We start from the raw sequence: 12,285 nt of genomic DNA, 5'->3' as shown, positions 1-12,285 counted from the left end.
AATTCTATTAAAACTATAAAAATTTTTTCTCAACTCTGAAAATAACTACTGGGATATCTAAAACCTTCTTTTTGTGGAATTCATAAATAGCAGGAATTCTAAATTTTGCTTCTGCTATATGTGTTACATTTCCCCCTTTCTCCTCAATATATCTCTTAACAAAATCTTTTGTAGGATAGTTATGGATAGTGTAGATAACATCTCCAATCTCCAAAGCTTTATCTAAAAATATTCTATCAGCATTTCTTTTTTGAGCTCCAAATGGTGGATTTTGGATAACTACTTTTTTTAAATTTTTATCTTCTCCTAACAAGTTATTTATATATTCTCTATCAATTTCTCTAATGTCCTTACAATAAAATTCAATATTATCTAAATCTAACTCTCTAACAACTTTTTTAGCTAAATCTACACACTCTTTATCTATATCAAATCCTAAAACTCTCTTAGCTCCTAAGATTTTTGCTCCAATTCCTAATCTTCCAGTTCCACAACCTAAGTCAATAACAACATTATCTTTAAAATCATTTCTTGCAAAGTATAAAATGTTTGAAGCAAGTTCTCCATCAATTGTATATTGCTCTAAAAAAGCTTTTGGATTTGGATGTTTAGGAATTTTGTCTATAATCATCTTTAAATGTTTCATTTTAATATTATGTTCTTCCATACTAACTCCTTTGGATTTAAATATTTTTCTAATAAATTATCTTTTTTAATTAAACTTAAAAATTTTGAGTAGTTGTTTGCTCTATCTAAATAATAGCTTAAAGAAGTGTCTCCTCTTGCTAAAATTGCTTGACATAGCATAGAATTGAAATTTTCATATTCAACTCTAACTCCATATTTTTTTAATTCCTTCTCAATATATTTTATTTTCTTCTTACTTTCTAAATCAAAACTCTCTAATTCAAAGTCAGTATGAGGTTTAGGAATAAAGGGATTTACTGAAACTTCAACCATTTTTATATGTCTTTTAATCTCCTTTACTTGGTTAATAATTGCCTCAATATCTTCCCACTCCTCATTAGGAAGCCCAACCATATAGTAGAGTTTTATCTTACTAATATTATATTTTTTAGCTAATTCAACTCCTCTAAATATATCCTCTTCAGAGATATCTTTTTTTATTATTTCTCTTAACTTTTCACTTCCTGCTTCTGGAGCTATTGTTAAAGTTTTTGGTTTAGTTAGCTTTAAAAATTCCTCTGTTAGAGTATCTACTCTTATTGATGATAGAGAAACTTGAACACCTTTATTAACTAAATATTCAACTAAATCTAAAATATATTTATAATCTCCAACAGATGGATGTATTAAAGATACTTTATTTACTTTATTTGTTTTAATACCTTCTTCAGCTAAATATATTAAATCATCTAATTTTCTAATTCTTGGAGGGTAGTAGATAGCTCTTGCTAAGCAGAATTTACATCTTCTTGGGCATCCTCTACCCAATTCCAATAAAAATGTTTTTCCATAAGCAGAATTTTCAGGAATAGGTTGATATATTGGATAGTCCTCTATTCCCAATTTTTTTGGATATATTCTTTTAACTTTATCTTTATATTTTGTTAAAACACCTTCAACATCATAATTACCTTCAACAACTTCATACATTACATTACTTCCTTCAATCTCACCAACAATAAATGCATCAAAAAAGTCCATTAGTGGATAAGGATTTTCCATAACACATGGCCCACCAGCTATAAATTTAGCATTTGGATTTTGCATTTTTAAAAACTTTACTATATTTATTGCATTAAAATAGTCTAATTCATACTGTAAAGTTATAAAGATAGTGTCAAAATTCTTTATTTGTTGATAATTCTCTAAAAAGAAGACTTTTGTGTTATAATATTTGGATAAATGATTAGCTAAAATATGAACAGCTAAGCAAGTTATTCCAGCTTTGTATTTGTTAGGGTAGATAACAGCTACATTCTTCAATAATATACACCAAACCATTAAATATTTTAATTGTTAGGATAATAGTTTATTACAATACATAATAAAAATCTTTGGGATAACTATGGTAGAAAGGACTTTTGTTGTTTTAAAACCAGATGCTGTCAGAAGAAAGTTAATAGGTAAGATTATTGAAAGATTTGAAAATAAAGGTTTAGAAATAGTTGAGATGAAAATGCTAAAAATAGATAGAGAATTAGCTGAGAAATATTATGGGGAACATAAAGGAAAAGATTTCTATGAGAATTTAATTAACTTTATAACATCTGGGAGAGTAGTGGCAATGGTTGTTGAAGGAGAGAATGCCATTTCAGTAGTTAGAAAAATGATAGGTAAAACAAATCCAGCTGAAGCTGAACCTGGTACTATAAGGGGAGATTTTGGATTAAAATTACCTGAGAATGTAATACATGCATCAGATTCAAAAGAATCAGCTGAGAGAGAAATTAAACTATTTTTTGGGGAATAACTATGGCTATGAGGGATTTGTTATATTTAGCAGCATCTATGATTATTTTAATATTTATTGGGGCTTCAGTGATAAGCTATCTGCAAGGATTTTTTGGAGATAATGGTTTAAGTTTAAAAGATATTATTGAAAATAACCCTATAACAATAAATGCTACTGGGAAAATTGCTAAAGTTGGTAATGTAACATTTGAATTAATAGATGTCTATTCAACAGATAGTGTAAATACCCCTACAGGATACTTAAAAAAGAATTTAGATGAAAAATTTATAATAACTAAAATAAAAATTATTAATAATTTGAATACACAATATTTCATAAACTATATGGACTTTTATATCATAGATAAAAATGGAAAAAAATATGAACCAGAAAGTTATATGGATAGCTCAGCAATAACTATATACAATATTCCACAACATTCTCAATATGAGGGAGTTTTAGTTTTTAAAGTTCCAAAAGATTTAGATGAATTTTATTTGGTTTATGAAGGTAAAAATATAAACATTCCTATAGATACAAAAAATGTATCAAAGAATGTTAAGAATGTTGGAGAATTCCTAAAAAATGTTAAAGTTATTTGGTACATAAACAGTTCAATGATTAAGAAAATAGAAGAATATCCTCAAAACAGGTAATGAAAAAATAAAAAAGCAAGAGGGAAATCTTTGATATGCAAAATTAAAAAGATTATAGATGAGAATGAGAGAGTTAAAACATTTGTTATTGACAAAAAATTTAACTTTAAACCAGGACAGTTTGCAATGCTCTGGATTCCAGGAGTAGATGAAAAACCATTTAGTTTTTTAAGTGAAGATAGTTTTACAATTGCAAAAGTTGGCCCATTCACAGAAAAACTTTTCTCTTTGAAAGAAGGAGATATTATTGGAGTTAGAGGGCCTTATGGAAGTTATTTTAAACCTTATGGAGATAAGATCTTAGCTGTTGCAGGTGGTATTGGAGCTGTGCCAATAATGAGCTTTGTTGAGTTCTATAAAGATTTAGATATAACAGTTATCTTAGGAGCAAGAACAAAAAAAGAACTCCTATTTTTAGATAGATTTGAAAAATATGCAAATTTAGTTGTTTGTACTGATGATGGCTCTTATGGATACAAAGGTTTTACAACAGATAAAATGGAAGATATATTAAAAAATGAAAAGTTTGATTTGGTTATAACTTGTGGTCCAGAGGTTATGATGAAGAAAGTTTTTGAAATATCTTTAAAGTATAATATTCCAATTCAGGCAAGTTTAGAGAGATATATGAAGTGTGGAATAGGAATCTGTGGGCACTGTTGTATAGATGAATTTACTGTATGTAAAGAAGGCCCTGTTTTTAGTGGAGAACAATTAAAATTAATGAAAGAATTTGGAAAGTTTAAAAGAACTAATTCAGGAAAGAAAATTTATTTTTAGAGGAATAAAATATGGAGATATATACTCTTCAAAAGGGAAGTTATTTATCAATGGCTACAAAAAAGTTTTTAAATTTTTTAAATAATAATTTTAAGATAAAATACTGCCCAACAATTTATAATATTTTTGAGAACTTAGGTTTTGGTGTTGTTCCTATTGAGAACTCTATTGAAGGCTCTGTCACTTTAACTCAAGATTTACTTTTAGAGTTTAAACCTAAAATCTTGGCTGAGTTGGTTATGCCTATCCATCATTGTTTAATAGGTTATGATAAAAAAAAGATTAAAACAATCATTTCTCATCCTCAAGCAATTGCACAATGTAGAAAATATATAAAAATGAACAATTGGAATGTTAAGTTTGTTGATTCAACAGCCAAAGCAGTGGAAATTGTTGCAAAAAGTAGAGATGAAACTCTTGGAGCAATTGCATCAGAAGAATCTGCTAAAATCTTCAATTTAAATATTTTAGATAGAAATATAGAGGACTATAAGAATAATGTTACAAGATTTATTTTGATAGGTTATGATAATATAAAAATAAAAAATAAAGATGCAAAACTAAAATCAAGTATTGTTTTTGAGCTAAAAGAAGACAAACCAGGAGCTCTATATCATATATTGAAAGAGTTTGCTGAGAGAGATATAAATCTAACAAGAATAGAATCAAGACCTTCAAAAAAAAGATTGGGGACATACATATTTTATATTGATTATGAATACAAAGAATCTGATGTTTTAGAAAGTATAAAAAAATACACTAATTTTATATTTAACTTTGGTGTATATCCTTCAATTGTTATAGATTAACAAAATTCTCAATAATTTTTAATCCTAATTTTCCACTTTTTTCTGGATGGAATTGAGTAGCATAAACATTATCTTTATAAATAACTGATGGAAACTCAACATAGTAATCTGTTTTTCCGGCTATTATGTCATCTTTTGGATTTACATAGTAGGAATGGACAAAGTAGAAATAACTTTCATCTCTTATTCCTTCAAATAGTGGGATATCTTTAACTATCTTAACAGTATTCCATCCCATATGGGGAATTTTTCCTTTTTTGAATTTTATTACATTTCCTCTAAATATTGAAAATCCTTTTTTATTAGGAGTTTCTTCACTCTCCTCAAAAAGTATTTGCATTCCTAAACATATTCCTAAGAAAGGAGTTCCTTCATTTATCTTCTCTATTATGTATTTTTTAATTGGTTCTAAATGCTCAATAGCAGCTCCAAAGTTTCCTACACCTGGTAAGATTATTTTATCAGCAGATAGTATATCCTCAGGATTGTTGGTTATAATTGGCTTATCAAAGAGTTCAACAGCTTTTTTTATACTCCTTAAATTACCTGCATTGTAGTCAATAATTGCAATCATCTACATCTCCTGAATTTCTTTAATAGTTTCTAATATTTTTTTAAGTGCTCTTTTACCATCCTCCAAACTTTTTAGTCCAGTTATAACAACTTTACCACTACCAAATATTAAAACTACTACTTTTGGGTCATCCATTCTATAAACTAAACCAGGGAATTGCTCTGGCTCATATTCAGTATTATCTACCATTAAAGCAATATCATCTAAATTTGGCTCAATTCCTAAATCAGCTGTTGCTACCATATTTTGTATTCTAATTTCAGGATTCTCATATACATCCAATCCAGCATCTTTTAGTTCTTTAATAATCTTTTTAATTGCTATTTCAGCCTCTTCTTTACTTTTTGCTCCTGTACAATTTAATTTACCACTTCTAAAAATTAATAATGCAACTTTTGGAATGGATAATCTGCAAACTAAACCAGGAAATTGCTCTGGTTCATATTCTGCATTTTCTAAAACTAAGGCAACCTCTTCTAAATCTAAGCTGTCAGCAATTTTTGTAGAAACAACAACATTAACAATTTTTAACTCTGGCTCCATCAACATCACCAATAAAATTTTAGTTTATATATAAAAATAATTATTATATAAAAATAGCTTTATTATTTTGTTTATATCCTTAGAAATATTAGCATTGCAATAATAATTATATCTAAGATTAGAGTGATTATAGCATTTATCATAACAATTTTAAAACCTAACTTTCCAAATAAAGAAACTTGTAGTGGTAGAGAATGTTTTATATATCTTGATGAAAAAGTTAAGACATTTCCTAAAATTAGTCCAATTAAAACATCTTTTCCAGATATTAACCCTTCATTTAGTAGAGCTGAGGACAATATAATAGCTGATTGCACATTTATAATCTCAGTGAATACAATAGTAATGACATTTGGATTTAGATTTAAAAGAGAAGTTATTGGATAGAAAATTTTTGTTAAATAATCAAAAAATCCTATTTTTGATAAAATAGAAACTAAAAATAGCATAAAAAACATAGTTGGAACTAATCTTTTAGCAAATTTTATAATTCTCTTAAATGATGATTTGAAAGTTTTCTTTTTATTTACTTCTTGATTTTGAATTATTTTTATTTCTTTCTTTGATGAGAAAATGTTAAGTAAAAATAAACCTATGCAAGTTTTTATAAATGCAACTCCTAACCTAATTAATATGAAGATTATTCCTACAAAACCTAAAAGTGGAATAACAATAGGAACAAAAAATGTAAATGTATGAGCAAAAACAGAAGGAAAAGAGTTGGCTAATGATGTAGCTATAACTTCCTTTTCAGATATTTGTTTATCTTTATACAACTCTGACAAAATACTATAACCAACAGTAGGACTTAAAAAACATGCTAAAATTGAAGAGATTAGAAGAGGATTAATATCCAATCTTTTTAAAATTGGAGAAAATATTTTCTCTAAAAATTTTAATCCACCTAAGTTTATAAAAACATCTACAATAAACATAATAATTAAGACAATAATAGATAACTTAATAGTGTATTTTAAACTTAATATTAGACTATTTATTATAATTGACAACATCATAACATCCCATTAACAAAGGGTTGAATATGATAGATGTACTATTAGATAACACCTATAAAACAGTTGATGATAGAGCTATTATATATCTTTATTTATTAAACTCTATTCTGAAAGATAGGGAGTTTAAACCATATTTTTATGTTGAACTATATAAAGATAAGATAGAGAAAGATGATGTAGAGAAAATTAAAGAATTTTTATTAAAAGAAGATTTATTAAAATTTGTTGAGAAGATAGAAATTGTAAAAAAAAGGATATTAAAAGAAGAAAAAGAAATTTTAAAAATTATTTCTGTACATCCTCAAAGAGTTCCTAAGTTAAGAAAGATTAAGGAGTATGAAGATGTCAAAGAAATTTATGAGCATGATATTCCTTTTGCTAAAAGATACTTAATAGATAAAGATATTGTTCCTATGACCTATTTTGATTTTGGAAATAACAGAGTTGTTAGTAGAGATATTCCTAAATTAAAAATGGTGGCTTTTGATATTGAAGTTTATAATGAAGGTTATGAGCCAAAACCTAAGAATGATGCCATAATAATGGCTTCTTTTTGGGATGAGAATGGAGGAAAAGTTATAACTTATAAAGATTTTGATTGTGAAAATGTTGTTAGAGTTAAGGATGAGAAAGAACTTATAAAAAGAGTTATTGAAGAACTAAAAAAATATGATTTAATTTTTACATACAATGGAGATTATTTTGATTTTCCATATTTAAAAGAGAGAGCTAAACTCTACAACATAAAGTTAGAATTAGGTAGAGAAGGAGAGGAAATAAAAATTAAAGGACAAAAGGCATATATTCCTGGAAGGATACATGTTGATTTATTCCCAATTGCTAAGAGAGTTTTAAAATTAACTAAATACACATTGGAAGATGTTGTTTTAAATTTATTCAATATTGAAAAATTAAAAATTTCTCATAAAGATATTGGAAAATTTTGGAAAGAGAAAAATAGTATTTTAGTTAAATACAGCTTAGAAGATGCTAAATACACATATAAAATAGGAACTTATTTTTTACCTTTGGAAGTTATGTTTTCAAGGATTGTTAATCAAACACTATTTGAAATTACAAGATACTCCTCTGGGCAGATGGTAGAGTATCTATTAATGAAGAGAGCTTATTTAGATAACTTAATAGTTCCTAATAAGCCAGATGAGAAAGAGTATAAAAGGAGAGTTTTAGAGAGCTATGAAGGGGGATATGTAAAAGCTGAAAAAGGATTATTTAATGATTTAGTATATTTGGATTTTAAATCATTGTATCCCTCTATAATTATAACTTACAACATCTCACCAGATACCTTAGACTGTAAGTGTTGTAAAGATGTTAGTGAGAAAATCCTTAATCATTGGTTCTGTAAGAGAAGAGTTGGTTTAATTCCAAAGACATTAAAAGATTTGGTAGATAGAAGAAAAAAAATAAAAGAGCAAATGAAAGTAACAAAAGATGAAAAGGAAAGAGATTTGCTAAACTATGAGCAACTTTCTTTAAAGATTTTAGCTAATAGTATCCTTCCAGAGGAAAACTTAATAATTATTGAAGAGGACGGTGTAAAGTTAGAAAAAATTGGGAAATATATAGATAATTTAATAGAGAAAAATAAAGATAAAATAAAGTATAGTGAAAATAGTGAGATTTTAGAAGTTGATGATAATTTAAAATCTTTCACTTTAAATATTGATAATAAAAAATCATCTATAAACAAAGTCAAAGCAGTAATTAGACATAGATATAAAGGTAAAGCTTATAAAATAAAATTAAAATCTGGAAGAACTATAAAAATTACTCAAGGGCATAGTTTGTTTAAATTTGAGAATAATAAAGTTGTATGTGTAAAAGGAGAAGATATAAAAGTAGGAGATTATATAGTTGTGCCAAAGAAATTAAAACCTGTTGGTAAAAATATCATAATAAATATACCTAAAAAGCTTTCTTATGTAGAGGATGATGATGTTGATGACTTATCATTAACAATTTTTAGAAATAAGGAGTTTTTAGTTAAGTTAAAATCAACAATTGAAAGTATTGAAAATAATAAATTAAATCTTATCTTTAAGGAGAGTATTGAACATTTAAATAAACTAAAACTAATTGATGGTAAGATATACAAAAAAATTAACAAAATTGAAATAAAAGTTCTTGATAAGGAAAGGTTAAGTATTTACAAAGAATATATTGACAAAATTATAACTTATGGAACTTTTAGAGGAGATTATGTTACAATCAACTTTAAAAGATTGAAGGACTATTTAAAATATATTCCAGATGAAGAGTTTGAGGATTATCTTATTGGTGCTTTCTCTGCTAAAATTCCAGCTCTTTTTAAAGTAGATAAAAAATTTGCCAAATTTTTAGGTTATTTTGCAAATAAAGGTAGATTAAAAAAGATTCATGGTAAAGAAGAAACAAGATATTTAACAATAGTTTATAAAAGTAATAAAGATGAAGTGGAAGAACTTCAAAAGGTATTTAGGGATGTATTTGGTGGAGGTGCTTTTATAAAAGATGGTATTTGTATCAACAATAAAATAGTTTATTTAATACTCAAATATATATTTAAATTTAAGAATAATGAGAGACATATTCCAGAAATTATATTCTTAGCTAATGAAAGTATCTTAAAAAGCTTTATAGAAGGATTTATTAAAGCAAAAAAACATTATTCAAAAGGACAAAATGTTTTTATGGCAAAAACAGAGAAATTTTTGCACCAACTTCTTTTAATGTTTAGTTTGGTTGGAATAAAAGCAAGATTTACACCAGTAAAAAATAGAGGATACAAAATAACTATAAATCCAAACTATAAAGAAGTTGAAGATTTAATGCTTGATAAGGTTAAAGAAATTGAAGAATTTGAGTATAATGGATATGTGTATGATTTAAGTGTCAATAAGAATGAGAACTTCTTAGTAAATAATATATTTGCTCATAACAGTCATTATGGTTATTTAGCATATCCAAGAGCAAGATTTTACTCAAAAGAATGTGCTGAAATAGTAACTTATTTAGGCAGAAAGTATATAAAAGAGGTTATAAAAGAAGCAGAAAAGTTTGGATTTAAAGCTATCTATATAGACACTGATGGTTTTTATGCAATATATAAAGAAAAAATTAGTAAAGAAGAACTTATAAAAAAAGTTAAAGAGTTCTTAACATATATAAATAATAAGCTTCCTGGTGAGATGGAATTAGAATTTGAGGGGTATTTTAAAAGAGGTTTATTTATAACTAAAAAGAAATATGCTCTAATTGATGAAGAAGGAAATATTATAATTAAAGGATTAGAGTATGTGAGAAGAAATTGGGCAAATATTGCAAAAACTACACAAAAAGCTGTTTTAGAGGCATTATTAAAAGAGGGAAATATTGAAAAAGCTAAAAAAATTATTCAAGAAGCTATAAAAAATTTAAGAGAGCATAAAATAAATATAGATGATTTAGTTATATATACTCAATTAACAAAACCAATAAATGAGTATAAAACAACTGCTCCACATGTTGTATTGGCTAAGAGATTAATAAAAGAAGGAAAAAGGGTAAATGTTGGAGATGTTATTGGTTATGTTGTAGTTAAAGGAGGAAAAAATATAAGTGAGAGAGTAAAACTTCCAGAAGAAGTAAAAAAAGAGGAAATAGATATTAACTATTATATTGAAAATCAAATTTTACCTCCTGTTTTAAGAATTATGGAATCCTTAGGCATTAAAGAAAGTGAATTAAAAAAAGAAAAGAGACAATTAACCTTAGATTTTTGGCAATGATGATAAGAGGGTTAACTGATTTAATGATGATACTTACCCGAACTGAGCCATTATTTTTTTAAACTTTTATTTTCTTCTTCTATAAGCAAAATATCCTACAATCAATATTATTATAACCACACCAACTAATAAATAAACTCCTACATTTGAAGATGAACCTTTTATTATAACTTTTAGTGGTTTTTGATAAGTATAGACATTGTTATCTCCTATATCACTATCTCCTGCACATCTTATTTCTAATGTTATATCGTATGGTTTAGAAGGAGCATTTTTATCAGGATGTATAACTATATATGCTGTTCCTGTTTGATTTGGCATTAATGTTCCAATTGTATCAGATTTAACTGGATAATCAAATGGTTGAGCAGAATTTTTAATAGCAGATACTCTAACTCTTACAGCTTTTTCATTTCCTATATTCTTTATTTTTATGAAAACTTTATTGTCTTTCCCAGCTACAACAGTAACATTTTTTGTTAAAATCTCAAATAATGGCTTAGGTTTAATATATATTTTTATATATTTTGTTGTTTCATATTTGTTATCCTCACTATCCATATAGGTTATTTTTATAGGCAACTCATAAATTCCAGATTTAGCATATTTATCAACATCTATATAGAAAGAAGCTACTTTAGAAACTCCTGGAAGTAGATTACCAACATCTTTTATATTACAGTTGCTCCAACTATCCTTAAATGGATAGCTTGTTATTAGATTTAGTTTTACATTTTTAGCTTCTGCATGTCCATTGTTAGTTATTGTTACATCTATTCTTACATAGGTGTCTCCTGGTTTAATTTCTTTAGGGTCAGTCAATACATTACTAATTCCTAAGGAAATATCTCCTTTAACATACAAACCTAAACTAACCAATTCTGCTCTTTTATTTCCATCTTCATCTGTCCATGTTATAACAACAGGGATAGGGTAGGAGCCTTCAACTAACTTTGGAGATGTGTGGAATAAAACATCTATCTTTTTACTATCCCCTGGTTTTAAATAATCTAAATAAAACTTAGTTATTCCTAATGGTGTTATAGGACTATTTTGAGGTATTGGTGTTGGATAAATAATATCTTGATTTTTTGATTCAGTTATTCCATACATTGAGACAGTTTTACTTTCTTTTCCAATTTTTTGAGAGTTTAAAGTATAGCCAATATAAACATTTACATTTTTAGCTGTTCCTGTTCCAACATTTTTTATTTCAATTGTTACATTTTGATTTTTTCCAGGGATTAAGTTTGCTAAACCATTAACTTCAAAATCAGCTACACCATAAACATTTAGATAGTATTTTTTAGAGTATTCATAATGATAAGTAGCTACCTTTTCTCCATTGTTATATTCAACTACATCATAACTAACTTTAATTAATATAGGATAACTTCCAGATTTTGCACCTTCATTAACATGAAGTTTAAAGTAGCAAGTGTATGGCTCACCTTCATATAGTTGAGGGATTATAACCTCTCCTTTAATTGGATTTACTTGCTTTAATACAAATGGATACTCTGGAACAATTTTAACAACTAAGTTTTCAACTTTTTGGTTGTCATTGTAGTTGTCATTAACAACTTTAACCCATAAATCTACATCATCTCCAGGATGTATAACTTTTGGCTGATACTCTGGCTCTAAAATTTGTAGTGCATAGGTTGAAGAAATTACAATTAAAGTTAAAAGGAAATAGATTAATTTTTTTATCATCT

The 12,285-nt window shown here is 26.7% G+C and carries 11 protein-coding genes; 5 read left to right on the top strand and 6 right to left on the bottom strand.

The genetic code is table 11. From position 1 onward, the window contains the following. Nucleotides 1–13: 13 nt before the first annotated feature. Entirely contained in the window at nucleotides 14–667 is a 654-nt protein-coding gene (locus ACPB8Q_RS02490; protein ID WP_423793096.1) for an METTL5 family protein, read from the bottom strand. Continuing rightward, nucleotides 643–1,968: a B12-binding domain-containing radical SAM protein gene (locus ACPB8Q_RS02485; RefSeq protein ID WP_423793095.1), complete on the bottom strand. Its 1,326-nt coding sequence runs from the start codon at nucleotides 1,966–1,968 to the stop codon at nucleotides 643–645. The genes ACPB8Q_RS02490 and ACPB8Q_RS02485 overlap by 25 nt, the downstream gene beginning before the upstream one ends. Nucleotides 1,969–2,032: 64 nt before the next feature. Here ACPB8Q_RS02485 and ACPB8Q_RS02480 point away from each other — a divergent pair, with 64 nt between their 5' ends. From ACPB8Q_RS02480 to pheA, 4 genes are read left to right on the top strand one after another with little or no spacing between them, the layout of a single operon-like run. Next, a complete protein-coding gene (locus tag ACPB8Q_RS02480) occupies nucleotides 2,033–2,437 on the top strand; it encodes a nucleoside-diphosphate kinase (RefSeq protein WP_423793094.1) in 405 nt (134 codons plus the stop codon). 2 nt (nucleotides 2,438–2,439) lie between these two features. Further along, nucleotides 2,440–3,075, top strand: coding sequence for a DUF4352 domain-containing protein (locus ACPB8Q_RS02475; protein WP_423793093.1), 636 nt, complete (start codon nucleotides 2,440–2,442; stop codon nucleotides 3,073–3,075). A gap of 30 nt (nucleotides 3,076–3,105) precedes the next feature. Continuing rightward, a complete protein-coding gene (locus ACPB8Q_RS02470; RefSeq protein WP_423793092.1) occupies nucleotides 3,106–3,855 on the top strand; it encodes a dihydroorotate dehydrogenase electron transfer subunit in 750 nt (249 codons plus the stop codon). A gap of 11 nt (nucleotides 3,856–3,866) precedes the next feature. Further along, entirely contained in the window at nucleotides 3,867–4,664 is a 798-nt protein-coding gene (pheA, locus tag ACPB8Q_RS02465; RefSeq protein WP_423793091.1) for a prephenate dehydratase, read from the top strand. Here the strand turns inward: pheA and hisH are convergent. The 3 genes from hisH to ACPB8Q_RS02450 all read right to left on the bottom strand — a co-directional run bounded on the left by hisH (nucleotide 4,654) and on the right by ACPB8Q_RS02450 (nucleotide 6,797). Beyond that, nucleotides 4,654–5,238, bottom strand: a complete 585-nt coding sequence (hisH, locus tag ACPB8Q_RS02460) for an imidazole glycerol phosphate synthase subunit HisH (protein WP_423793090.1) — start codon at nucleotides 5,236–5,238, stop codon at nucleotides 4,654–4,656. The two genes, pheA and hisH, sit on opposite strands and share 11 nt — an antisense overlap. Then, the gene (locus ACPB8Q_RS02455; RefSeq protein WP_423793089.1) at nucleotides 5,239–5,781 is read right to left on the bottom strand and encodes a TATA-box-binding protein; all 543 of its coding nucleotides are present in this window, start codon (nucleotides 5,779–5,781) and stop codon (nucleotides 5,239–5,241) included. It abuts the gene before it with no gap. Nucleotides 5,782–5,852: 71 nt separating this feature from the next. Then, nucleotides 5,853–6,797: a nucleoside recognition domain-containing protein gene (locus ACPB8Q_RS02450; RefSeq protein WP_423793088.1), complete on the bottom strand. Its 945-nt coding sequence runs from the start codon at nucleotides 6,795–6,797 to the stop codon at nucleotides 5,853–5,855. A gap of 26 nt (nucleotides 6,798–6,823) precedes the next feature. On the opposite strand from ACPB8Q_RS02450, the gene ACPB8Q_RS02445 reads away from it, so the two are divergent. Continuing rightward, nucleotides 6,824–10,567 carry a DNA polymerase domain-containing protein gene (locus ACPB8Q_RS02445; RefSeq protein ID WP_423793087.1) on the top strand — a complete coding sequence of 1,248 codons (3,744 nt, stop codon included), beginning with the start codon at nucleotides 6,824–6,826 and terminating at the stop codon, nucleotides 10,565–10,567. 66 nt (nucleotides 10,568–10,633) lie between these two features. Here the strand turns inward: ACPB8Q_RS02445 and ACPB8Q_RS02440 are convergent, their stop codons facing one another. Then, nucleotides 10,634–12,283, bottom strand: a complete 1,650-nt coding sequence (locus tag ACPB8Q_RS02440; RefSeq protein WP_423793086.1) for a COG1361 S-layer family protein — start codon at nucleotides 12,281–12,283, stop codon at nucleotides 10,634–10,636. Nucleotides 12,284–12,285 lie beyond the last annotated feature (2 nt).

The organism is Methanocaldococcus indicus, from assembly GCF_049554935.1.
GTDB classification, from domain to species: Archaea; AGJL01; Methanococci; order Methanococcales; family Methanocaldococcaceae; genus Methanocaldococcus; species Methanocaldococcus indicus.
The sequence above is the reverse complement of the archived record's forward strand: the minus strand, read 5'-3'. Positions and strand labels throughout refer to the sequence as shown.

Excerpts from the sequence above, each read along its gene's own strand:
- ACPB8Q_RS02490 (WP_423793096.1), bottom strand. The coding sequence starts at position 667 with ATGGAAGAACATAATATTAAAATGAAACATTTAAAGATGATTATAGAC.
- ACPB8Q_RS02485 (WP_423793095.1), bottom strand. The coding sequence starts at position 1,968 with ATGGTTTGGTGTATATTATTGAAGAATGTAGCTGTTATCTACCCTAAC.
- ACPB8Q_RS02480 (WP_423793094.1), top strand. The coding sequence starts at position 2,033 with ATGGTAGAAAGGACTTTTGTTGTTTTAAAACCAGATGCTGTCAGAAGA.
- ACPB8Q_RS02475 (WP_423793093.1), top strand. The coding sequence starts at position 2,440 with ATGGCTATGAGGGATTTGTTATATTTAGCAGCATCTATGATTATTTTA.
- pheA (WP_423793091.1), top strand. The coding sequence starts at position 3,867 with ATGGAGATATATACTCTTCAAAAGGGAAGTTATTTATCAATGGCTACA.
- hisH (WP_423793090.1), bottom strand. The coding sequence starts at position 5,238 with ATGATTGCAATTATTGACTACAATGCAGGTAATTTAAGGAGTATAAAA.
- ACPB8Q_RS02455 (WP_423793089.1), bottom strand. The coding sequence starts at position 5,781 with ATGGAGCCAGAGTTAAAAATTGTTAATGTTGTTGTTTCTACAAAAATT.
- ACPB8Q_RS02450 (WP_423793088.1), bottom strand. The coding sequence starts at position 6,797 with ATGATGTTGTCAATTATAATAAATAGTCTAATATTAAGTTTAAAATAC.
- ACPB8Q_RS02445 (WP_423793087.1), top strand. The coding sequence starts at position 6,824 with ATGATAGATGTACTATTAGATAACACCTATAAAACAGTTGATGATAGA.
- ACPB8Q_RS02440 (WP_423793086.1), bottom strand. The coding sequence starts at position 12,283 with ATGATAAAAAAATTAATCTATTTCCTTTTAACTTTAATTGTAATTTCT.